This window comes from Noviherbaspirillum sp. (genome assembly GCF_035254685.1).
GTDB lineage: Bacteria > Pseudomonadota > Gammaproteobacteria > Burkholderiales > Burkholderiaceae_D > Noviherbaspirillum.
Genome location: NZ_DATFAI010000041.1, coordinates 423212 through 446501, shown reverse-complemented (window position 1 = coordinate 446501; position 23290 = coordinate 423212). Strand labels below are relative to the sequence as shown.

The 23290-nt window shown below is 63.6% G+C and carries 19 protein-coding genes; 9 read left to right on the top strand and 10 right to left on the bottom strand.

Going from position 1 to position 23290, the window contains the following annotated elements:
- Positions 1–22: 22 nt before the first annotated feature.
- The 4 genes from VJ698_RS19560 to VJ698_RS19545 are packed head-to-tail and all read right to left on the bottom strand — an operon-like array spanning position 23 to position 3580.
- Positions 23–259, bottom strand: coding sequence for a hypothetical protein (locus VJ698_RS19560; protein WP_324104480.1), 237 nt, complete (start codon positions 257–259; stop codon positions 23–25).
- Between the two features lie 43 nt (positions 260–302).
- Positions 303–1076 carry a TSUP family transporter gene (locus VJ698_RS19555; protein WP_324104479.1) on the bottom strand — a complete coding sequence of 258 codons (774 nt, stop codon included), beginning with the start codon at positions 1074–1076 and terminating at the stop codon, positions 303–305.
- A gap of 39 nt (positions 1077–1115) precedes the next feature.
- Positions 1116–1982 carry an acyl-CoA thioesterase II gene (locus VJ698_RS19550; RefSeq protein ID WP_324104478.1) on the bottom strand — a complete coding sequence of 289 codons (867 nt, stop codon included), beginning with the start codon at positions 1980–1982 and terminating at the stop codon, positions 1116–1118.
- 26 nt (positions 1983–2008) lie between these two features.
- Positions 2009–3580, bottom strand: a complete 1572-nt coding sequence (locus VJ698_RS19545) for a class I adenylate-forming enzyme family protein (RefSeq protein WP_324104477.1) — start codon at positions 3578–3580, stop codon at positions 2009–2011.
- A gap of 14 nt (positions 3581–3594) precedes the next feature.
- On the opposite strand from VJ698_RS19545, the gene VJ698_RS19540 reads away from it, so the two are divergent.
- The 3 genes from VJ698_RS19540 (at position 3595) to VJ698_RS19530 (ending at position 5786) form a co-directional block, all read left to right on the top strand.
- Positions 3595–4059 (top strand): hypothetical protein, encoded by a 465-nt coding sequence (locus tag VJ698_RS19540; RefSeq protein ID WP_324104476.1) that lies wholly within the window; start codon positions 3595–3597, stop codon positions 4057–4059.
- Positions 4020–4655 carry a DUF924 family protein gene (locus tag VJ698_RS19535; protein ID WP_324104475.1) on the top strand — a complete coding sequence of 212 codons (636 nt, stop codon included), beginning with the start codon at positions 4020–4022 and terminating at the stop codon, positions 4653–4655. Before VJ698_RS19540 ends, VJ698_RS19535 begins: the two co-directional genes overlap by 40 nt.
- A gap of 366 nt (positions 4656–5021) precedes the next feature.
- A complete protein-coding gene (locus tag VJ698_RS19530) occupies positions 5022–5786 on the top strand; it encodes a hypothetical protein (RefSeq protein ID WP_324104474.1) in 765 nt (254 codons plus the stop codon).
- On the opposite strand, the gene VJ698_RS19525 is transcribed toward VJ698_RS19530, so the two are convergent.
- Complete coding sequence (locus VJ698_RS19525; RefSeq protein WP_324104473.1) at positions 5783–7366, bottom strand: CHASE domain-containing protein; 1584 nt, start codon at positions 7364–7366, stop codon at positions 5783–5785. The genes VJ698_RS19530 and VJ698_RS19525 overlap by 4 nt on opposite strands.
- Positions 7367–7574: 208 nt before the next feature.
- On the opposite strand from VJ698_RS19525, the gene VJ698_RS19520 reads away from it, so the two are divergent.
- The 6 genes from VJ698_RS19520 (at position 7575) to VJ698_RS19495 (ending at position 15143) form a co-directional block, all read left to right on the top strand.
- Positions 7575–8891 (top strand): D-serine ammonia-lyase, encoded by a 1317-nt coding sequence (locus VJ698_RS19520; RefSeq protein ID WP_324104472.1) that lies wholly within the window; start codon positions 7575–7577, stop codon positions 8889–8891.
- Between the two features lie 215 nt (positions 8892–9106).
- A complete protein-coding gene (locus VJ698_RS19515) occupies positions 9107–10681 on the top strand; it encodes a tetratricopeptide repeat protein (protein ID WP_324104471.1) in 1575 nt (524 codons plus the stop codon).
- Positions 10682–10812: 131 nt separating this feature from the next.
- Positions 10813–12450, top strand: a complete 1638-nt coding sequence (locus tag VJ698_RS19510) for an acyl-CoA synthetase (RefSeq protein ID WP_324104470.1) — start codon at positions 10813–10815, stop codon at positions 12448–12450.
- Positions 12451–12738: 288 nt separating this feature from the next.
- Positions 12739–13098 (top strand): hypothetical protein, encoded by a 360-nt coding sequence (locus VJ698_RS19505; RefSeq protein WP_324104469.1) that lies wholly within the window; start codon positions 12739–12741, stop codon positions 13096–13098.
- 166 nt (positions 13099–13264) lie between these two features.
- Entirely contained in the window at positions 13265–14203 is a 939-nt protein-coding gene (locus VJ698_RS19500) for an alpha/beta hydrolase (RefSeq protein ID WP_324104468.1), read from the top strand.
- A 226-nt stretch (positions 14204–14429) separates the two neighbouring features.
- Complete coding sequence (locus VJ698_RS19495) at positions 14430–15143, top strand: hypothetical protein (protein ID WP_324104467.1); 714 nt, start codon at positions 14430–14432, stop codon at positions 15141–15143.
- Positions 15144–15161: 18 nt separating this feature from the next.
- Here VJ698_RS19495 and VJ698_RS19490 read toward each other — a convergent pair whose 3' ends face one another.
- The 5 genes from VJ698_RS19490 to VJ698_RS19470 all read right to left on the bottom strand — a co-directional run bounded on the left by VJ698_RS19490 (position 15162) and on the right by VJ698_RS19470 (position 23191).
- Positions 15162–16868 (bottom strand): methyl-accepting chemotaxis protein, encoded by a 1707-nt coding sequence (locus tag VJ698_RS19490; protein WP_324104466.1) that lies wholly within the window; start codon positions 16866–16868, stop codon positions 15162–15164.
- A gap of 406 nt (positions 16869–17274) precedes the next feature.
- Positions 17275–17919 carry a response regulator gene (locus VJ698_RS19485; protein ID WP_324104465.1) on the bottom strand — a complete coding sequence of 215 codons (645 nt, stop codon included), beginning with the start codon at positions 17917–17919 and terminating at the stop codon, positions 17275–17277.
- Positions 17920–18041: 122 nt separating this feature from the next.
- Positions 18042–19679 (bottom strand): diguanylate cyclase, encoded by a 1638-nt coding sequence (locus VJ698_RS19480; protein WP_324104464.1) that lies wholly within the window; start codon positions 19677–19679, stop codon positions 18042–18044.
- Complete coding sequence (locus VJ698_RS19475) at positions 19672–20097, bottom strand: response regulator (protein ID WP_324104463.1); 426 nt, start codon at positions 20095–20097, stop codon at positions 19672–19674. Before VJ698_RS19475 ends, VJ698_RS19480 begins: the two co-directional genes overlap by 8 nt.
- On the bottom strand, positions 20087–23191 hold the full coding sequence (locus tag VJ698_RS19470; RefSeq protein WP_324104462.1) for a PAS domain S-box protein: 3105 nt from the start codon (positions 23189–23191) through the stop codon (positions 20087–20089). The genes VJ698_RS19475 and VJ698_RS19470 overlap by 11 nt, the downstream gene beginning before the upstream one ends.
- Positions 23192–23290: the final 99 nt, after the last annotated feature.

The window sequence follows — 23290 nt, the reverse complement described above, 5'->3', positions numbered from 1 at the left end:
CCCTGCCTGCGGCGAACGCTTCTTATCTTCTCCGCTTCTTCCAGTTGTAATCGGGATGCGGATCGGCCACGCCGGGCGGGCCGACCGAGTCGGGGTTCTCCGAGCTCATGGTGATGAAGCACAAGCGCTCGCCTGCCCGTTGCCGCGCGCGCAGCTCTTCCATGAATTTCAGCGCGCCGCTCAGGTCGTCCGACGCAAAGCCGAGGCTGTGCGGAGCGGCCTTCTCGTCTTCAACTTGTGTCCAGTAGACCATGTACATAGATTCGACTCCGGCGGCTGCAAGGCATTCCGCGAGGACAGGATCAGAACGACAGCAGGCCCTTCTGCCAGGTATATTTCGCCAGCATGACGCAGCAGACTGTGACGATCATCGGACGGATCAGTTTCGTGCCACCGCGCACCATCGCGTGCGATCCGGCCCATGAGCCAATCACCTGCCCGCCGACCATGGTCGCGCCGACGGTCCACATGACCTTGCCGCCGGCGATGAAGACCGCCAGCGAGGCGATGTTGCTGGCGAAGTTGAGCACTTTCGCCTGCGCGGTGGCGGTGACGAGGTTGTGGCCGCGCAAGGCGACGCCTGCCATCGAGAAGAACGAGCCGGTGCCGGGGCCGAACATGCCGTCGTAGAAACCGATGCCGGGCACCACCACGCCGCGATAGGCGGCGTCGTTCATGCGCGGCCGGTTGTCGAGTGCGCCCGCGTTCGGCGCCAGCACGAAGTACAGGCCGATGCTGACCAGGACGACCGGGATCACGATGTCGAGCGTCTTTGTATTCACGAACTGCACGGCCCAGGCGCCGATGGCGGCGCCGGCCAGCGAGCAGGCGAACAGCGCGCGCATGTCCACCCAGTTCACCAGCCCGCGGCGCAAGGCCATCAGCGATGCGGTGAGCGAGCCGAAGCTGCCCTGCAGCTTGTTGGTGGCGAGCGTGTGCAGCGGCGGCACCTGCGCCAGCAGCAGCGCCGGTATGGTGATCAGCCCGCCGCCGCCGGCGATCGCATCGATGAAACCCGCGACCATGGCCGCTCCGAACAGCATCGCCAGGACTTCCGGCGACAAGACAACATCCATTTTTTATCCGCTTGTGAAAGGACCAGGAACAGAAACAGATCAGGTTTTCGGCTTGTCGTGCAGGCGGATCAGGCCCTCCTGCGCGAGCGTCGCCACCAGCGTGCCATCGCGCTGGTAGACATGCGCGATGTTCAGGCCGCGGCCGCCCGAGGCGTTCGGGCTTTCCATCGCGAACAGCAGCCACTCGTCCATGCGGAACGGGCGGTGGAACCAGATGGTGTGGTCCAGGCTGGCGATCTGCAGGCGCGGGTCGCCCATGGTCACGCCATGCGGCTGCAGCGAGGTCCAGATCAGGCCATAGTCGGACACGTAGGCGAACAGCGACTCATGCAGCAGCACATCGTCGGGCAGCGCAATCGGCGAGCGCGTCCAGACCTGCTTGCACGGCTTGCCGTGGTGTCCGCTGTAGATGTCGCCTTCGAAATCGGCGCGGAAATCGACCGGCACCGGGCGGAATGGCCGCTTGGCCTTGGCCGCATGCTTCTTCCAGAATTCGATGCTCGACGAGAGCGATTCGGGCGCATGGTGCGGCGGCGCATCTTTCTGGTGCGACAGGCCCGATTCCGGCGTCTGGAACGAGATCGACACCACGAAGATGCGGCGCCCTTCCTGGGTGGCGACCACGCGGCGCGTGCTGAAGGTGCCGCCGTCGCGCACGCGCTCGACATCGTAATCGATGGGCAGGCGATGGTTGCCGGGCAGGATGAACATCGAGTGCAGCGAGTGCGGCCGTCGTCCCTCGACGGTCATCGAGGCGGCGTACAGGGACTGGCCCAGCACCTGCCCGCCGAACACATTCGGGCTGCCCATGAAATGGCTCTCGCCGCGAAAGCGGTCGTCGCCCACCTGCTCGGGCTTGAGCAGGCCGAGAATTTCTTCGGTATTGAAAAGGGAATCGTCCAGCATGTTATTGGTCTGTTGCGTGAATCAAATCAGAGCGGGCCGAGCGTCGCGCCGAGGCTGTCGCGCAGTTCGCGCTTGAGCACCTTGCCGATCGCGCTGCGCGGCAGCGTGCTGGCGAAGCGCACCGCGGCCAGCCGCTGTGTCTTGCCGAGCCGTTCATTGGCCCAACCAAGCACATCCTGCTCCTGCAGCGATGCGCCCTGCTTCGGCACGACCACGGCCACCGGCGTTTCACCCCAGCGTACGGACGGCGCGCCCACCACCGCGGCTTCCGCCACCTGCGGATGCTGCATCAGCACCGCTTCCAGGTCGCTCGGATAGACGTTGAAGCCGCCGGAGATGATCATATCCTTCTTGCGGTCCATCAGCGTCAGGAAGCCATCTTCGTCGAAGCGGCCGACGTCGCCGGTGCGGATGAAGCGCTTGCCGCTCGGATCGTACCATTCCGCCTCGGCGGTTTTTTGTGGCTGCTTGTGATAGCCGGCCATCATTGCCGGCGAATGGCCGACGACTTCGCCCAGTTCGCCGGGCGGCACTTCCCTGCCGGTATCGTCGATCAGGCGGATGTCGTGCCCCGGGCCCGGCTTGCCGACGGTGTGCAGCTTGTGCGGGAACTCATGCGCGGCCAGCACGCAGGTGCCGCCGCCTTCGGTCATGCCGTAGTACTCGATCAGTCCGCCCGGCCAGCGCTTGAGGATGTCGGTCTTGAGCGCGGCGGAAAATGGCGCGCTGGTGCAGAACTTCATCCTGAACGAGGACAGGTCGTGGTCGCCGAAATCCTCGCGCGCCATGATGCGCTGGTACTGCACCGGCACCAGCATGGTGTGCGTGACACGATGCTGCTGCGCCAGCGCAAGGTAGGCGCCGGCGTCGAACTTGGCCATCATCACCACCGTGCCGCCCAGCGCAATGGTCGGCAGGAAACTGACCAGCGTGGTGTTGGAATACAGCGGCGTCGAGATCAGCGTCACCGCGCTTGCATCGTAGCCGTTTACACGCGCCCGCTGCACATGCGTCCAGCGCATCGAATGCGGCTGCACGATGCCCTTGGGCGCGCCGGTGGTGCCGGAGGAATAGATGATGTTGAACGGCCAGTCGGGCCGGATCTCCACGGCTTGCGGCTGTGCTGTCGGCGCGGCCAGCCAGTCGCTGAATGGAGGTGCAACGCTGCTGTCGTCCAGCGCGATGAGGCGTGCAGGCAGGCTCTCGCGCACCGGCTCCAGCGCTTGCGCAACGGAATGGTCGACGAACAGCAGGCGGGCATCCGCGTCCGTCGCCATCGACACCAGGCTCTGCGGCGACGATGACGGCGCCAGCGGTGCGACTGCGACGCCGGCGCGCAGGCTGCCGAGGAACACCGCGGCGTAGGGAATGGAAGTCGTTGCGCAGATCGCAATCGCTTCGCGCGGCTGCACGCCCTCGCGCTGCAGCGCGGCAGCAACGCGGTCCATCATGGCATCGAGTTCTGCGTAGCTCACGGACTGGCCATCCTGGACGAGCGCAGTGCGCGCGGGATCGGCGGCCGCATGCAGGCGGATCAGGTGAGGAATCGTGCTGAAACTTTCTTCAAGTACGGGTTCAATGATCGATCGGTTGGTCATACTGGATTGTCGGAATGAACGAAATGACGGCGAGGAAACGCATACCTATTCCCTCAATACTATTCCACTTTCGGTTTTTTCGCGGGAAGCGCCCTGCCGGTGCTTCTGGTTGCAAGTCCGGTCGTAATTTCGACTACATTTCCGGCCGCAATTCCGGGCACGTTTTCGGCGCCATTTTGCGCGGCGCGTGCGCAAGCGCTAGACTGGCCTTGTCATTCCAGCATTTTCACGACGAGGAGCGCGCCATGAACAAGGATGTCCATCTGCACCTGCAGCACAGCGAGGCCGTCGTCGCCGGTATGGCGGCGACCATTTTTGCCGGTTATCTGCAAAGCCGCCAGATCAGCGAGAACAACGAGGACGCCTATTTGCGGAAGGCGGTTGATGCGGCGATCAGGATGGCCGGCTACGTCGATACGGCGGTCAGGAGCGACGAGGAATGGCTGAAGACGGAAGACAAGACTTCGTCGATGCTGTGATGACGCCCGAATCCATCCACGCATTCTGGTTCGGCGCCGAAGCGGACGATGCACTGGTGGCGCAGCACAACGCTGCGCTCTGGTGGAAGAAGGACGCGCGCGCCGATGACGAGATCCGCCGGCGCTTCGAGCCCGGTGTGCAGGCGGCGGCGCGACACGAGCTGGACAGTTGGTCGTCGACGGCTGCAGGCTGCCTGGCGCTCATCCTCCTCACTGACCAGTTCCCGCGGAACATGTATCGCGACACGCCGCAGGCATTTGCCTTCGATCTGCTCGCGCGCGGCTGGTGCAGGCAGGGATTGCAGGCGGGCCTGCATCGCTTGCTGCGTCCGATCGAGCGGGTGTTCTTCTACCTGCCGCTCGAGCATTCGGAATCGCTGGCAGACCAGGAGCAGTGCATTGCGCTGTTTCGCGCATTGCTGGACGAACTGGATGCCGCGCGCAGGCCGGCCTTCGAGGGCTTTCTCGACTACGCGCTGCGGCACCGCGAAGTGATCGCGCGTTTCGGCCGATTCCCGCATCGCAACCGCATTCTTGGACGCGCATCGACGCCGGAGGAAACCGCTTTCCTCGCCCAGCCGGGCTCATCGTTCTGAGCAGCAGCACAAAAGAAAAAACCCGCTGGTTTGCGCCAGCGGGCCAAAGCTCGTTTCGTTTGGAGATTTCACGAATACAGCCCGAATATAGGGTGCTTCGGCGTGGCAAAATGTGATGGCTGTCACTAATTGATACATTTTGTTTCCACGGGCGGACGACTTGTCCTTACTTTCATTGCCGTTTCACCAATGCTTGATCAAGATACAAGCTCCCGGCCGTCGCTGCGCTCTAATGATGCTTCGACGACACGGAGATCAGACTTGCGCTTCCTTTCATTATTTCCAGGGGCCCTCCTCCCGATCCTTCTGCTGTTTGCGGCGCCGCAGACAGTCGCCGGTGCCTTGCCTGCCGGCATGGAACGTTTCATGTTTGCCGACGAATCCACCGTGCCGGGCAAACAGATCCCGGTGTGGTACTACAAGCCGGCGGGCATCGATGCCAATGCGCGAGTGATGTTCGTGATGCATGGTGCGGACCGGCGCGCGGACCAGTATCGCGATGCCTGGGTGGGTTTCGCGAAGAAATACAAACTGTTCGTGGTCGTGCCCGAATTTGCCGAAAAGGATTTCACGATCGATGAATACCAGTTCGGCAATGTCACCGACCCGCGCAGGGAGCGCTGGAACTTCTGGATCATTGAGCATCTGTTCGACGAGCTCCGGCGGCGCGAAGGCATCGCCAGCGAAAAGTATTACCTGTTCGGGCATTCCGCGGGCGCGCAATTCGTGCATCGTTTCATGATCTTCATGCCTGCACCGCGGGTGCGCATGGCATTCGCCGCCAATGCCGGCTCCTACACGCTGCCGGTCTATGCCAACTCGGCATTCCCGATGGCGCTCGACCGTGCGCGCGTGGACGAGGCGCAACTTGCGGCAGCATTCTCGCGGCGCCTGGTGGTGATGCTTGGCGAGGAAGATATCGATCCGAACAGTGAAGGGCTGCCGACATCGCCGGAAGCGATGGCGCAAGGAAGGAACCGCTACGAGCGCGGCGTCCATTTCTTCCGGCTTGCACAGCGACAGGCCGTGCAGCAACATGCGTTGTTGCGCTGGAAACTGGTGAGCGTGCCGCGCGTCGGGCACAGCAACGGCGAGATGGCAGAGGCGGCACTGCACTACCTGTTCGATTAGTGGTCCGCCGCAGCATGCTGCGACAGTTTGACGTTGCTGCGTCCGCTGTTCTTGGCGTCGTACATCGCGAGGTCGGCGCTCTTCATCAGGGACTTGGCATCCGTGCCGTGCTCCGGATAGAGCGCTGCGCCGATGCTGGCGGAAATATTGAACGTGTGGCCGGCGATCTCGAACGGCTCGTTCAGGCGCTCGAGGATCTTGCTGGCAACCGTCTCCACGGCATGCGGCTCTTCGGTGTCGGACAGCAGCGCGACGAATTCATCCCCGCCCAGCCGCGAGGCCGTATCCGATTCGCGCACGCAGCTGCGCAGCCGCTTGGCAACTTCCTTGAGCAGCAGGTCGCCATAGGCGTGGCCATAGTTGTCGTTGACCGGCTTGAACTTGTCGAGGTCGATGAACAGCAGCGCGACGTGATGCTTGTTGCGCTTGGCCTTGACCAGCGCCTGCTCGATGCGCTCATCGAGTAGCTTGCGGTTCGGCAAGCCGGTGAGCGTGTCGTACAGCGCGAGTTGCATGGCCTGCTCGGCCGCCTGCAGCGCGCGCGCACGGTCATCGAGGAACAGCCAGATCAGCAGCGTGACGAGCAGGCTGATGCTGATGCCGGCCTGCAGGATGATCAACGGCCGGTCCGACAGCATTTTCGCCTCGAAGGCCGGCAGGCCGGTGGTCACGATGGTCCAGGTGCGATTGCCCGCTTCGATGCGGCTGATGCTGCGGAAACGGTGCTGCGGATCGAGCGCTTTATCCCACTTCACGGAGTCGTACAGCCGTGCCTGCTGCGACAGGTCGTTGTCGTCGTAAATTTCAATATCGAGGTCCTCGGCCTTTTCCCCGTTCACGCTGTGCATGAAATCCTCCATGCGGAACGGCGCGTAGATCCAGCCGGCCAGGTTCGCGCGCCGTCCTTCCAGCGTGTCATTCACCGCGTCGTGGCGATACAGCGGCAGATACATCAGGAAGCCGGCCTGCACTTCTTCCCCGGCTTCCTGCACCAGCGTGACCTTGCCAGATACTGTCGTCTCGCCGGTATCGCGCGCCAGGGCCATCGCGGCCTGGCGTGTCGGCTCGGAAAACATGTCGTAGCCGAAGGCGCGCAGGTTCCTTCCGGTGAAAGGTTCGAGAAAAATGATCGTGGTATAGATGTCCCGCTTTCCTTCCGGCCAGACCGTGTAATTCGGAAAGCCGCTGGCGCGGACCGATTCGATATGCCGCTTCAGTTCGGCGGGCGGGATGACTTCGGCGTAGCCGATGCCCTGGATGCCGGGGTAATTCGTCGTGATCTGCAGCGTATCGACAAAGGCGCGGAAGTCGTTCTGGGTGACGCTGCGGCTTGCCTTGAACAGGCCGGCGGTGGCGCGCAGCACCTGTTCATAGATGCCCAGTCGCTGGCGGATGCGTTCGTTTGATTCGCGCACCCGGAAATCGAAGGTCGTGTGCGAGGCCTGCCCGGCCACCTGGCTGGCTGTCGTCCACAGGTTGTACGTGATCAGAAGGGAAATAATCAGAAACAGTGCAGTGAGCAGTTCGCGCGCGCGGAACAGATCCAACACTTCCTGCTTTCGTTCTTCAATCTGTCTCATGCGGCATCCTGCTGTGCTTCTCGGCAGCGATGGCCTGTTCCTGATGCATGCGTTGTCTTGGTGTGCGGCAAGGAGCGCTCCCGTTGTTGTTGTATGTCTCAGCCAGCTATGACCAGCAAATGCGCGCGGGGTTTTAAAAACAGGAAAGCGCAGCACGGCAATTTCGACGTGGATCAATTATGCTGTCGCTTCTACAAGGGGATGAACGATGCCGTTACCGACTGTCGATGAAAACCTGCGCGCCGCGCGGCCGTGCCTGTGGGTGAACCCTGCGCGCGTGGAGGCTGATGAAGCCTTGCGCGCGCTGCCCATTCATCTCGACGCGATCGAGGAAGCCGAGGCGCGCTGGCGGCGTTTCGCTCCGCTGATTGCGAAACTCTTTCCGGAGACCGCTGCTGCTGGCGGCCTGATCGAGTCGGACCTGATCCCGGTGCCGCATCTGCAGCGCGCGATGATGGGCGGCTCCGCATCCGGCACCTGGCTCATCAAGGGCGACCATGCGCTGCCGATCGCCGGTTCGATCAAGGCGCGCGGCGGCATCCATGAAGTGCTGGAGTTTGCGGAACGGATCGCGCGGCAGCATGGCCTGCTCGACAAGGCTGCCGACTACACCGTGCTGGCAGAGCCCGCGGCGCGCGAGGTGTTTGCGCGCTACGTCGTGGCCGTCGGCTCCACGGGAAACCTTGGACTGAGCATCGGCGTGATCGCCTCCGCGCTCGGCTTTCGCGCGCAGGTACACATGTCGGCCGAGGCCAAGCAGTGGAAGAAGCAACGGCTGCGCCAGCGCGGGGTCGAGGTGATCGAGCATGCCGGCGACTACGGTGAAGCGGTCGAGGCCGGGCGCCGCGTCGCGCAAGGCGATGCGTTCAGCTATTTCGTCGACGACGAGCGCTCGCTGTCGCTGTTCCTCGGCTACAGCGTGGCCGCCCTGCGCTTGCGCGATCAATTGCGTGCAACCGGCATCGCGATCAGCAGCGGCACGCCGCTCTTCGTCTACCTGCCCTGCGGCGTCGGCGGTGCGCCCTCGGGCATCACCTTCGGCCTGAAGCAGGTGTTCGGCGACCACGTGCATTGCTTCTTCGCCGAGCCGGTTGCCTCGCCGTGCGTGCTGGCGCAGATGAGCTATCCCGAACGACCCGGCATCACCGTCTACGACCTCGGCCTCGATAATCGCACGGATGCGGACGGACTTGCAGTGGCCAGGGCATCGGAACTGGCGGTGCAGATGATGACTCCGCTCCTGTCCGGCATCTTCACCGTCGAGGACGACGCCCTGTTCCGTCAGCTCGCCCTGCTGCACGAGAGCGAAGGCATCCGCATCGAACCCTCCGCCGCCGCCGGCATCGGCGGGCCGCACATGCTGCTCGACACGGAAAACGGACGGCAATACCTCGCGGACAACGGCCTCACGCAGTGTATGTCGCAGGCTGTTCACCTGATATGGACGACCGGCGGCCTGTTCGTGCCGGACGAGGAGTATCGTGCGTTCCTCGAACGTGGCAGGAGATTGCTGTCAGCGACATGAATGTGTGGAGGGTGGTCTTGACCGACGCATCAGCGCCGCGGTCGTGACGCTTTGGATGTCCACGAAAAGCACGAAAGGTAGGATTGATTTTCGTGCTTTTCGTGGGGCACGCCGAGTGTCGTTCGTGGGCAAGAGTTTCCACTCGGCAGGTTCGTGTGCTGGCTTTGCAAGGCAAGCGTTTGGCCTCGCTGGTCAGTGCAACACGGCATCATTTGATGGGTTGTCGTTTTAATATCAAGCAACGATTCAACGACCACCATTTCATCATCATGCGCCACTACCTGATCCCGTTGTTTGCCACTGCTGTGTTTTCCGTATCCGCCCATGCCGGGTTTTCCGAAGGCATGACGGCCTACAACAAGAATGATTTCACCACTGCGCTGACCGAATGGAAGGCGCTCGCCGAGCAAGGCGACCCGCGCGCGCAATACTACCTGGCGTGGATGTACGAGCGCGGCGAAGGCGTGTCGCAGGATTACGCGCAGGCCGTGCGCTGGTATCGCCAGTCGGCTGCGCAGGGACATCCGATCGCGCAGATCAATCTCGGCAACCTGTACACGCTGGGACAAGGCGTGTCGCACAACCAGAAGCTCGCCGTGTACTGGTATCGCAAGGCAGCTGATCAGGGCTATACCAGCGCGCCGGTCGGACAGGGGATCCGCTACGACAATGGCGAAGGCACCACGCAGGACGACGACCAGGAACTGCCGCCCTACCGCAAGGCGGCCGAGCCGGATTACGCCGCGCTGCAGTTCAGTCTCGCCAACCTGCTCTACAACAAGGGCCAGGGCGTGCCGCAGGATTACGGCCAGGCCCTGCAGTGGTATGCGCGTGCGGCCGAGCAGGGCCATGCGCTGGCGCAGATCAACCTCGGCAACATGTACACCTACGGCCAGGGCGTGCCGCAGAACTATCGCCAGGCGCTCTACTGGTATCGCAAGGCTGCCGAACAAGGCAATGCCTACGCGCAGAACAACATGGGCAACATGGTCAAGAACGGCCTCAGCGTGAAGCAGGACTACGCGCAAGCGGTGCAGTGGTACCGCAAGGCCGCCGAGCAGGGCGACCCCGGCGCGCAGGTCAACCTCGCGCTCATGTATGCCGCCGGCGATGGCGTGAAACAGGATCTTGATCAGGCACTGCACTGGCTCTTCAAGGCCGCCGACCAGAATGACGCCGGTGCCGAATACCACCTCGGCCTGATGTACGGCAACGGCGAAGGCGTGCTGCAGGATAACGGGCGCGCAGCGGACTGGTTCCGCAAGGCCGCCGAGCAGGGCCACACGCTCGCGGCCCATACCCTCGGCAACATGTATATCAGCGGCGAGGGCGTGGAACGCGACGTGGAGAAGGCCGTGTACTGGCATCGCAAGGCGGGCTATCAGGGTGATGCCTACGCGGAGAACCACATGGCGAACCTGCTGATCGCGCAGGGTCACGGCGTGCCCAAGGATTATGCACAGGCAATCCAGTGGTATCGCAAGGCGGCCGAGCAAGGTTATCCGAGTGCGCAGGTCAATCTCGCCAACATGTACCGCCGCGGCATCGGCGTGAAGCAGGACGCGGCGCAGGCTGCGCACTGGTACCAGCTCGCCGCCGAGCAGGGCGACACGAACGCGCAGTACAACCTCGGCCTGATGTACCACGCCGGCGAAGGCGTGAAGCAGGACCTGATGCAAGCCGCGCGCTGGTACAAGAAGGCGGCCGAGCAGGGCCATGCGGGCGCACAGTACAAACTGGGACTTCTCTACACCAAGGGATCGACGGCGGTGACCATGCTGAACCAGTAAGCACGACGGCGCGGGTTCGCAAAAGTTGATCATGCGCAAGCATGGTGCAGGATTGTCGGCGGCATGACAGCAAATCCCGCGACTTCGTTTAGAGTACGGGTTTGCCAAACGCTACACCGATGGAGAACACCATGCCGAACATGTACGAGGTCGGCCTCGACCGCAATCCCGCCAATTACACGCCGCTGTCGCCGCTCAGTTTCATCGAGCGCGCGGCCGAGGTTTATCCGGACCGCACCGCCGTCATCCACGGCGCGATACGCCGCACCTGGGCCGATACATATCGCCGCTGCCGCCAGCTGGCATCGGCGCTCAGCACACGCGGTATCGGACTGGGCGACACGGTCGCCGTCATGCTGCCCAACATCCCGTCCATGGTGGAAGCGCATTTCGGCGTGCCGATGACCGGCGCCGTGCTCAACACGCTCAACACCCGCCTCGATGCCGAGTCGATCGCCTTCATGCTCGACCACGGCGAGGCGAAGGCTGTCATCGTCGACCGCGAATTCGCGCCGGTGATGAAGGCCGCGCTCGCCCTGAGCAGCCGCAAGCCGCTGGTCATCGATGCGGACGATCCGGAGTACAAGGGACCGGGCGAGCGCATCGGCAGCGTCGAATATGAAGACTTCGTCGCCGGCGGTGATGCCGCCTACGCATGGCAATTGCCGGCCGACGAATGGCAGTCGATCTGCCTGAACTACACCTCCGGCACCACCGGCAATCCGAAGGGCGTGGTGTACCACCACCGCGGCGCCTACCTCAACTGCATCTCGAACATCCTCGAATGGGACATGCCAAAGCATCCGGTCTATCTCTGGACGCTGCCGATGTTCCACTGCAACGGCTGGTGCTTTCCCTGGACCATCGCCGCGCGCGCCGGCATCAACGTCTGCCTGCGCCGCGTCGAGGCGCAGGCCATCTTCAGCGCGATCAAGCAGCACAAGGTCACGCATTACTGCAGCGCGCCCATCGTGCACAGCCTCCTGATCAACGCGCCTGCCGAGATGAAGGCCGGCATCGAGCACCGCGTCAATGCAATGGTCGCGGGCGCGGCGCCGCCGGCATCGATGATCGAAGGCATGGAACGGCTCGGCTTCGACATCACCCACGTGTACGGGCTGACCGAGGTGTACGGCCCTGCGGCGGTGTGCGTCAAGCATGAGACGTGGAATGCGCTCGACATCGGCGAACGTGCGCGCCTGAACGCACGCCAGGGCGTGCGCTACCACTTGCAGCAGGCAGTCACGGTGATGGACCCGGACACGATGCAGCCGGTGCCGGCAGACGGCGAGACCATGGGCGAGATCATGTTCCGCGGCAATATCACGATGAAGGGCTACCTGAAGAACCCGAAAGCCACTGAGGAAGCCTTCGCCGGCGGCTGGTTCCATACCGGCGATCTCGCGGTGATGAATCCCGACGGCTATGTGAAGATCAAGGACCGCAGCAAGGACATCATCATCTCGGGTGGCGAGAACATTTCGAGCATCGAGGTCGAGGATGTGCTGTACCGCCATCCCGCGGTCATCGCCGCCGCCGTCGTGGCCAAGCCGGATTCGAAGTGGGGCGAGACACCGTGCGCCTTCGTCGAACTCAAGCCCGATGCGCAGGTGACGGCCGACGAGATCATCACGCACTGCAAGCAGCACCTCGCCAGCTTCAAGGTGCCGCGCAACGTCGTGTTCGGTGAAGTGCCGAAGACGTCCACCGGCAAGATCCAGAAATTCGCATTGCGCCAGCAGGTCAATTCTGTCGACGCGCTGAAATAATCCTTCCTGCATCGCGGGCCGAGTGGCCCGCACCGCCCGCATTGCCCGCGATGCCCGTGTCGCCCTCTCTTCCCATCGCTGCCCGGTGCAGTGCAGCAGCAACTCATCCGTTCGGACGATTGCAAAGCGGGCCTCTCACCTTATGATGCGATAACAAAAAATCAATGCCGTTGCCTGCGGGCGCGGCGCGGGTTTTTTGTGGACCACTTGCATAAAAAAATGGAGCTGGTCGGGCAGGCCTTCGGGCCGCCGACAGACCGGCCCGATCCAGGGAAAGAGGAGACAAGCATGTCTTACGCATGGCAACAACTGCAATGTGCGGTACGGGCACTTTCGGGAACCAGCGAGCAGCGGGAGCGCCTGGTCGTCGCTTACAACAAGCTCGTCAAGCTCAGGCCAAAGGATCTGCCGGCGGAAGTGGCCGCGGATTTCGAACTCCTGGTGGGCAGCATTCCGCGCTATCCGGCGAAGAACGTCTTGCGCGAGGTGAAAACGGAAGTGCATTCATTGACCGATACGCAGGTGACGCAGGCCATCGCCGTGATTTCCGCCATGCATGAAGCAGTCTCGGTCTATCAGCCGCGCCGGGTGCATTGCGCGATGACCGTTGCCGCCAGCCGGCAAGAAGTTGCGGAACATGCGCAGTAGCGGTGATCATGATGGCTTTCATGGATAATGGTTTGGCTTCCCGGGGCAAATGACAGGGGCGGCGCCTGAACGGCGTCCGCTTACCATCGTCATCAGGCGTGGCCGCGATGCGCGCCGTGACTGCATGTGCCCGGTCCGAGTCGGCCCTGACGATGAAAGTTCGCCCATGACCCTGCAACAACGTTGGCTCCTTCCCGTTCTCTTCGTCCTCGTCAATCTCGCCGGTTGTGCCGGCGTGTTCGAGCAGGCAGCCACTGCGGCATTGAATGCGGAGCGTGAGCGCGCCGGCCTCGAGCGCAAGGAAATCGATCTGCCGGACGGATTGCGCTATGCCTACCTCGAAGGCGGGCAAGGCGAACCATTGATGCTGCTGCACGGCTTCGGCGGCAACAAGGACAATTTCGTGCGCACCGCGCGCACGCTCACCACGCATTATCGCGTCATCATTCCCGACCACATCGGCTTCGGCGAATCGGCGCATCCGCAGCAGGCCGACTACGCGCCGCCGGCACAGGTGGAGCGGCTGCGCGCATTGGCACGCGCGCTCGGTATCGCCCGCCTTCATCTTGGCGGCAATTCCATGGGCGGCCAGATCGCGCTTGCCTACGCGGCCACGTATCCCGATGAAGTCGCCAGCCTCTGGCTGCTCGATCCCGCCGGCGTGTGGAGCGGGCCGAAGAGCGAGCTGGCCAATACCATCCTGTCGGGCGGGCGCAACCGCCTGATCGTGCGCAACGAAGACGAATTCGCCGAGCTGTTCCACTTCGCCATGAGCGATCCGCCCTTCGTGCCGCGTCTCTTCCTCAAGGCGCTGGCAAAGGAACGCATCCGCAACGCTGACCTGGAAGAGCGCATCTTCCAGCAGATCGCCACCGCTTCCGTGGAACAGCAAATCAAGGGCCTGCGCACGCCCGCACTCATCGTGTGGGGCGCCGAGGACCGGATTATCAACGCCGGCACCGCCGAGGTGCTCCACCAGTTGCTGCCGCGTTCGACAGTGATCGTCATGCCCGGCACCGGCCACATGCCGATGCTGGAAAAGCCGCGGCAGAGCGCCGACGATTACCTGCGTTTCCGTGCGGCGCTGCAGCCTGAATCGCAGTAGGTGTCGATGAGGGAAAAGGAAAAGGCTATTGGTGTCCACGGAAAACACGGAAAGCACGGACATATCCCTCGAATTGGTACCGTTCGTGCCTTTCGTGGACAACATGTTTTTTGCGTTATGACACCTTAAGCAAGGGTAGCCACAAAAAACGTACAAAAGGCATCAAAACAATTGATGCCTTCCGTGCTTTCCGTGTTTTCCGTGGACAGCGAAAAGGGAGGACGAGATGGGATGGCTGCAACAAAGTCGTGAAAAATCGCTGTTCGGCCAGCTGCTGCTCAAGCATGATCTGGTCTCGGAGGAACAGCTTGCGCGCGCCATCGAGCAGCAGCGCAGGACAGGCCAGCGGCTGGGCGACATTCTTGCTGAATGGAACCTCGTCACGCAGCGTCATGTGCAGGAAGTCCTGCGAAAGCAGCGCAACCTGCGGCTTGCGGCGACGATTGCCGCGATGCTGATGGGCCCGCTGCGTGCTTACGCCACCGATCCGTTGCCGGCGCAGGTGACCGTGTCGGCGCAGGCCCCTGACCTGCACGCCCGGGATGAAGCGCCGCACGGCCTGCGCGCCATGACCGAAGAAGACCTTGACCGCGTTTCCGCGCAGGGCCTCACCGACGACCTGCTCAATCGTGCCACGAAGCGCCAGAACGGCGACAGCGGCCTCCGGGTGCTGGGCGACGTGGCGACGATGTTCAATCCCCTGCTCGGCTTCCTTGAAGCGGACACCACGATCAAGGATGTTGTCTATGACCCGGCCAATGCGGCGGTGTCGGTCAGCAAGGACGGCGCCATCGTGCTGCGCCTGCCCAGCACGATCGGCGAGATCAGTTTCGATAACATTCGCATCCGCGGCACCTCGGGCGCAAGCTTCGGCAGCATCCACATCCACGACATTGACCTGACCGGCACGACGGTAGTGCTGCGCAGCCTGCCCCGCTGAGCGCTCCGGCGGCTATCCTCAGAACTCTTCCCAGTCCTGACCGGCAGCCGCCTGCAAGCGTTGTACCGGCTGCCTGGCTTTCCGCGCGTTTGCCGGCGCTGCGCCGGGAAGGCGCGTGCGTGCTCCGGATGCCGGCGTAGTGGCCGGCGATACGGCCAGCTGCATTCCATCCAGCTTGAATACGCCGACTGCCTCTGTCAGGTGGTCGGCCTGGTTCTGCAGGGATTCCGATGCTGCCGCGGCTTCCTCCACCAGTGCGGCATTCTGCTGCGTGACCTGGTCCATCTGCGCGATGGCCTGGTTGATCTGTTCAATGCCGGATGTCTGTTCCTGGCTGGCCGCGGTAATCTCGCTGATGATGTCGCTGACGCGCTTGACGCTGTCGACGATTTCGGTCATCGTCGCACCCGCCTGATCGACCAGCTTCGCGCCGGTATCGACCTTCTCCACCGAGTCGCTGATCAGCGCCTTGATTTCCTTGGCCGCCGCTGCCGAGCGCTGCGCCAGGTTGCGCACTTCGGAGGCAACCACCGCGAATCCGCGCCCCTGCTCGCCGGCGCGCGCCGCTTCCACCGCAGCATTCAGCGCCAGGATGTTGGTCTGGAAAGCAATGCCGTCGATCACGCCGATGATGTCGACAATCTTCTTCGCCGAGTCGTTGATGGCGCCCATCGTCTCGACTACCTGCGACACCACCGAGCCGCCCTTGAGCGCGATTTCCGAGGCTGATTCGGCCAGCATGTTTGCCTGGCGTGCGTTGTCCGCATTCTGCTTGACCGTGCCGGTCAGCTCTTCCATGGACGACGCGGTTTCCTCAAGCGAGCTGGCCTGCTGTTCGGTACGCGAGGACAAGTCAAGGTTACCGGAGGCGATCTGGCCGGACGCGGTGGCGATGGCGTCGGTGCCGCGCCGTACTTCCGTGACGATGTTGACCAGGCTCGTATTCATGTCCTTCAAAGACTTCAGCAGCCTGCCGGTTTCATCCTTCGTCGTGACATCGATGCGGCCGGTCAGGTCGCCGGCGGCAACTGTCTGCGCGGCCTGAACCGCAGCATGGATCGGGCGGGTGACGCCGCGCGTGACATACCAGGCGATGAGCACGCCGGAGACGACCGCCAGCACGCTCAGTATCGTCATCAGCAGACGGGCGTTGTGATAGGCCGCATCAGCACTTTTCTCGGCTTCGTTGCTCAGCTTCTCTTCGAGCGTGACGAGGTCGTTGATTTCGCGCACCCATTCGAACTGCAGCGGCCGCACATCCTTGATCAGCATTTTTGTCGCACCGGCCGCATCGTCGTTCAAGCCCAGTTCGGCAGCCTTGGCCATCAGCGGCAGGATCGCGGCTTCGGTTTTCTTGATGCGGGGCAGGAAGGCCTTTTCCTCTGCCGTGGTGTCTGCGTTCTCCGCGAACATCCTGTCGAGCTTGCGTTCGGCATCCGCATACAGCTGCTCCTGGTGTCGGATGCGCTCAACCTCCGGCTTCATGTCAGCCATCTCGGTCAGCAGGGCCAGGTTGCGCAGCGCAATCATGCGATCGTTGACGGTGGCGCGCATGACGGTCGCGAGTTTCACTTCGACGTTGTTGACGCTGGCGATGGAGACCAGCCGGCTCTGCACCTGCGCCAGGCGGCTGATACCCAGTATCGTAATCATGACTAGCAGCGCCAGGATGGCGCCGAACGCCAGGGCCAGTCGCGTGCCGATCTTCAGATTCGCAAATTTCATGTCCATCCTTTCGAAAAAGTGACGGGGCAATGGCCGTGCGCATCGCGTTGCATCACGCGCCATTACGTTGCGTTACAGAGTGCAAATGCGTCCGTCAGGTTCATTGTGTGCGGCGAAGTCCGGTTGCTCGCGCGAGCGGGCTGCACGGAAGCAGCGCGGCACAAGGCAGCGGCCGGTTGTGCGGCGGGGTAAAGGCCGAACGGAGTTGCAGGATGCCGCGGGGTGTTGGGCGGCAGGGGAATCGGTCACTTGCAGCGGGTTGGGGAACGGGGAATGGGTTCCGGTCGAGCGATAAGCATCAGCCCATCGCCGAAGGCGCTGCAAGACATCAACACATGATATTTTGCATCGCGAAAGACTTGTTGTAAATCAATTAGTGATGTGACCTTCGGTTTCTCTTATGTCTTCACTTGTTGTTACGCGCCTTGGTAATCAGCGGCTGGAGCGCGTTCAGGGTCTCCTCGGCGGCCAGCAGGGTTTTCGCCACGTCATTGAGGCGCCGCCGGCCGGAGCGCGCGTAGTCGCGCAGCACTTCGAACGCGGTATTGCGGTCGGTCTGGAATTTCGCCATCAGCAAGCCGACTGCCATGCTGGTTTCGCGCCCGGCGGCGAGCGCGGCGGTGAGGTTGAACTCGGTGCGCCGCAAATGACGGATCTCGTCGGCGCTGGCGAGTGCCGCTTCAATCGCCGGAAGGATCTGTTCGCGGGTGAACGGCTTGACCAAATAGCCGAGCGCGCCGCACCCGGTCGCCTCGCGAACCAGCGCCATGTCGTTCTGGCCAGTCAGGAACATGAACGGCACGGTGGTTTCCGTCTGCAGGCGCCGCGCCAGATCAAGGCCGCTCATGCCGGGCAGGACGATGTCGAGCAGAGCGAGGTCCGGCTCCTGCCTGGCGATGATGGTCAGCGCGTCTTCGGCGGAAACAGCGCGCTCGGTCGCATAACCGTCGCGCTGGAACAGATGGGTGAGGAGGTCGAGGACGACCAGATCGTCGTCGACCAGGAGGATGGAGCGCCTGGCTTGTCTTGGGGTGATTTCCAGCTTGTTCACGTGGGATTCCTGGGAGGGGAGGGCCGGTGGCCGCGCCGTCACGCCGACGATAGGTGATTACGGAGCATCCCTCATCTTTGCGCTACCTGTTGGCAAATTCCTTAACTTGCATCAAGCGCGCCTTAGCTCGCGATGCGATTGCGCCCGCCGTCCTTGGCGCGATAGAGCGCCGCATCGGCGGTTTCCAGCAGCGCGTCGGCGTCGCCCTCGGCATCCAGTCCGGCCACGCCGGCGGAGAAGGTGGCGGTGAAATCTTCCAGTTCCGAATGGTGCCGGATATGCGAGAAGGATTCGCGGATCTGGTCCAGCACGAGCGCCGCCACCGCGGACGGCGTGGCGGGCATGATCACCGCGAACTCCTCGCCGCCGTAGCGGCCGATGATGTCACCGCGGCGCAGGCGCTGCTGCAGCAGGCGCGCCACGGCGCGGATCACCTGATCGCCCACTGGGTGGCCGTAGTTGTCGTTGACGCGCTTGAAGTGGTCGAGGTCGAGCATGGCCAGCGCCAGCGGCGTGCCGCTGCGGCGGGCGCGTGCGACTTCGCGCACAAGGTTCTCCTTGAAGGCCGAGTGGTTGAGCAGGCCGGTCAGGCCGTCGCGCATGATCAGTCCGCGCAGTTCGCGGTAGCGCTGCGCGCGGCTCGACAGCGCCGAGACGAGGTGCGCCGGCGTGATCGGCATGGTCAGGAAATCGTCGGCGCCCGATCCGATCGCGTCGAGCTGCTTGTCGACATTCGCTTCGCCGGACAGGAACACGATGGGCACGTCGAGATACATGTTGTCCTGCCGGATCAGCCTCGCCAGTTCGATGCCGCTGCACGTCGACAGGTAGAGATCCATCAGGATCAGCTCCGGCCGGTATTCGACGAGGACGTGCAGGGTCTCGGCGGCCTTGTCCAGCACCCGCGCCTCCATGCCCGCGGCGCGCAGGATCGACGCATGATCGGCGGCCGTCTGTGCGTTCTCGTCGATCAGCAGGATGCGATACGGGCGCGCTTCCTCGCGTGCCAGCAGCCGGTCGAGGCGTTCGACCAGCGCGACGATGTCGAGCGGCTTGGAAAAATAGCCGTCCGCGCCGGCGCGCACGGTGGCGAGGCGTGACGCGAAGTTGCTGCGGGTGGAGATGAAGATCAAGGCGAAATGGCGTCCGCCATGTTGCCGGATGCGCGCGACTTCGGCGGCGCCTGCAAGGATCCCGGCAGGAAAGCCGAGGTCCATCACCACCGCTGCCGGCGCGCACTTCGCAATGGCCGCCTCCAGCTGCGCCAGGTCGCTGATGATGGTGACCGGATAGCCGAAATGCTGAAGTTGCACCGCGATTTCGTGTGCCATGCCGGCGTTGTCGTGCACCAGGTAAACCGGCTGCTGCCGGTCATCCTTGTTCGCCGTTGATGCGGCCGGTGCCACCCGGCTGTCGCCCTTGGGATTGGTTTCGGCCCAGTGCAGAAATTCCTTCACGCGTGCCGCGACCGCCAGGAAATCCTTGCCGCTGGCGCCGGTTCCCGCGGTGAAGTCGCCGAGCAGGATTTCCAGTTCCGTCGCCCGCAGGCCCAGCTCGGAAAAGCCGAAGGTGCCGGCCGAGCCCGACAGCCCGTGCAGCTTCGCCAGCAGCGGCTCGCAGTGTGCAGGCTCGCCGGGTTCGTCCAGGCAGCGCTGCAGGCAGTCGCCAAGCTCGCGCAGGCGCTCCGGCAGTTTCTCGGCATACATGCGTTCGATGGCCTGCAGCGTCGCGCACAGGTCCTGGTCACCCGATTCAGGCATCGGACTGCTCCCAGAGCCGGCGCACCTGGCTGGCCAGCTGCATCGGATCGAAGGGCTTGGCAACGACGCCGATGGCGCCGAGCGAGCGGTAGTGGGCGATCTCCCCGGCCTGCACCTTGGCCGTCATGAAGACGACCGGAATGTCCATGCCCGACGGCAGCGCGCGCAGCGCCGCCAGCGTGGTGGGGCCGTCCATGCCCGGCATCATCACGTCCAGCAGCACCAGGTCGGGGACGAAGCCGCCGGCCACCATGTCCAGCGCTTCGCGGCCGGAGGCGCACACGGCCAGGCGGAAACCGCCGACCGCTTCGAGCGCGATCTGCGCCACCGTCCGAATGTCCGGATCGTCTTCGACGTAGAGAATCTGGTGGAGCGCGCCGCGGCTCATCGATTGTCCTTTTTGTCCTTTACTCCGCACCGGACCGGCGGATCAGTTGGTGCAGGATGGCAAGCAATTGTTCGTTCGAGGTGCGCGACTTTACCAGCGCCGCCCGCACGCTGTCGAGCGTTTGCCGATCCGTCTCTTCGGCGGCGAACACCACGACCGGGGTGGCGGCGTTCAGCGGTGGCAGTGCGCCGAGCAGTTCCGAGCCATGGCCATCTGGCAGCTGCAGGTCGAGCAGGATCAGGCCGTAACGTTCGGCGGCAAGCCGAGTGCGTGCTTCGGCCAGCGTGCGGGCATGACATGCGTCGAAGTTCGGATGCAGCAGCGCGGACACCACCTTCGCCAGGTCGATATCATCTTCCACGTGCAGCACGGACGGCGCGTCGCTCCTTGCATGCTGCACGACGCTTTGCAGGGTCGACAGCAGGCGCGGCGGGTCGATCGGCTTGGGGATCCAGTCGATGATGCCGACCGCCCCCCCGCTCAGCCTGTGCCTGCTTTCCTCCGCGCGGGCCGAAACCACCACCACCGGCAGATTGCGCAGGTCCTCCTGCGCGCGCATCCAGCGCAGCAGCGAAATGCCGTCCTCGCCCGGCAAGGCCAGGTCCAGCGTCATCGCTTCGTAGCCGCCTTCCAGCAGCCGGCTGCGCGCCTGTTCCGCATCGAAGGCGATGTCGCTGGCGAGGCCGGCCTGCGCCAGCATCAGGGCGAGCAGGCGCGCCACGTCCGGATCGTCTTCGCACACGAGGACCTTGCGGTATCCGGCCGGGAGCGCGGTGTAGGCCGGCTCTGCGGGCAGGGGCAGCTCGACATGGAATTCGGTGCCGCCGCCCGGCGCGCTGTTGAAATCGATGCGGCCGTGATGACGTTCGACGATGGCGCGCGAAATGCTCAGGCCGAGGCCGGTGCCGCCCTTCTGGCGCGAGTCGGAGGAATCGGCCTGCGCGAACTTCTGGAAGATACGCTCGTGGAAATCCGGCGCAATGCCCGGTCCCTGGTCGATGACCGAGAGGCGCATGCAGCTCGGCAGCCGCGCCAGCCGCACCTGCACACAACCGCCGGGAGGCGAGAATTTGACGGCGTTGGACAGCAGGTTGATGACCACCTGCGCCATGCGGTCGGCGTCCATCGCCACATGCAGGTCATGCGCGTCGTTATGCAGCCTGAAGCTGACCCTGTATTGCGCCGCGTAATCCTGCATCGCGTCGAGTGCCTGCTTCACCAGCGGCAGGACAGGCTGCTGCACGATCTCGAAGCGCATGTTGCCGGATTCGATCTTTTCCACATCGAGGATGTCGTTGATGAGGCGCACCAGGCGTTCGCAGTTGTTGTTGGCGATCTGCAGCAGACTCTTTGCGCGCTCCGGGATCTCGCCCGCCATGCCGCCGGTCAGCAGGCCGAGCGAACCGCGAATTGAGGTCAGCGGCGTGCGCAGCTCGTGCGAGACGGTGGAGATGAATTCATCCTTGATCTGTTCGGCGCGCTTGCGTTCGGTCAGGTCGTAGGCGACGCCAAGAAAGCCCGTGATGCGCTGCCGCTCGTCACGCACCGCGGTGATCGAAAGCATCACCGGCAGCCGGCTGCCGTCCTTGCGCAGGTAGGTCCATTCCTGCTCGTCGGCGATGCTGCCGCGGGCGCGCGCCACGAACACATCGAAGCCCGGCTCGATCGGACGCCCCAGCTCGATGCTGAGCAGGTGCGCGCGCGCGACGATCTCGTCGGCATCATGCAGCACAGCGGGCGTGCCCTTGCCGATCAGCTCTTGCGGCGCGTAGCCCAGCATGCGCTGCGCGCCGATGTTGAACAGGCAGATCACGCCATTGACATCGGTGGCGATAATGGAGAAGTTCGCGCTGTCGAGGATCGCATGTTGCAGGCTGGTGGTCTCGGCCAGTTGCCGGTTCAAGGCATTCATGGCCTCTTCCGCCGTCTTGCGCTGGGTGATGTCGGTGCCCACACCGCATACACCGTACACCGCGCCTCTCTCGTTGATCAACGGCGAGCGCACGACCACGTAGATGCGGCCATTGTTGTCGCTGCGCACCTCGTCTTCATGGCGGGTGCCGGCGCCGCCCTGAAGCACGGCCTGATCCCTTTCCCTGTTGTAGCGCGCCCACTCCGGCGGATAGGCTTCCTCGAGCGTTTTGCCGATCAGGTGGCCGGGCTGGAAGCCGAACACTTTCTTGTATTCCTTGTTCGCAAACAGAAAGCGGCCGTGCATGTCGCGTACATACACGAAGGACGAGGTGCTGCCCATCACCGCCTGCAGCAGTGCGCTGCTCTCGCGCAGCTTACGCTCGTTCTCGCGACGCACGGTGACATCGCGAATGATGCCGGCAAAGCCGCGCCGGCCGTGCAGCCACATTTCATTGACGGTCAGCTCCATCGGAAACAGCGAGCCGTCCTTGCGGCGGCCGGTCACCTCGCGGTCGAGGCCGATGATGCGGGTCTTGCCGGTATCGCGGAAATTCTGCAGGTGGCTGTCGTGCGCCTGATGATAGGCGGCAGGCATCAGGACCTTGATGTTCTGCCCTACCACCTCGTCCGGCTGGTAGCCGAAGATACGCGTCGCCGCCTGGTTGATCGACACGATCATGCCGAACTGGTCGAGCGTGATGATGCCGTCGGCGACGCTGTCGACCACCGCATGCAGGCGCGACTCGCTTTCCTCGGCCACCGTCAGCGCCTGCAGCAGTGCGCGGTTATTCAGCTCCGATTCCGCCCATTGCACCAGGTCGCGCAGGGCATCGACATCCTCCGCCTCCAGTGCGCGCGGCCTGCGGTCGAACATGCCCAGTGTCCCGGCACGGCGGCCGGCGGCATCGTGCAGCGGCCATCCCGCATAAAAGCGGAGCGGCGAAGGACCGGCGGACAGCGGATTCGCCGCGAAGCGCGGATCGGCGTCGATGTCTTCGATCACACAGGGAACAGCGTCGGATGCCGTGGCGGCGCAAAACGGCAGGCAGTGCGGCAAGTCTTCATCCGTCAGCCCGAGGCTGAACCGGGCCGGCCGTGCGCCGGTCTCGTCGAGCAGCACGAAGACGGCTTGCACGGCGAGCGTGCGGCGTGCAATGCGCATGATGCGCTCGAAGCGCTCCCTGGTGGCCGCTTCAGGTCCGGCTTCCATGGGTCTCGCGTCTTCAGTTGATGTGTCCCGTTCCAGCATGCATGTTCCCGGCATACAAGCTGCCGCCAGTCAGCGGCATGGATGTTCCTGTTTCAGTTT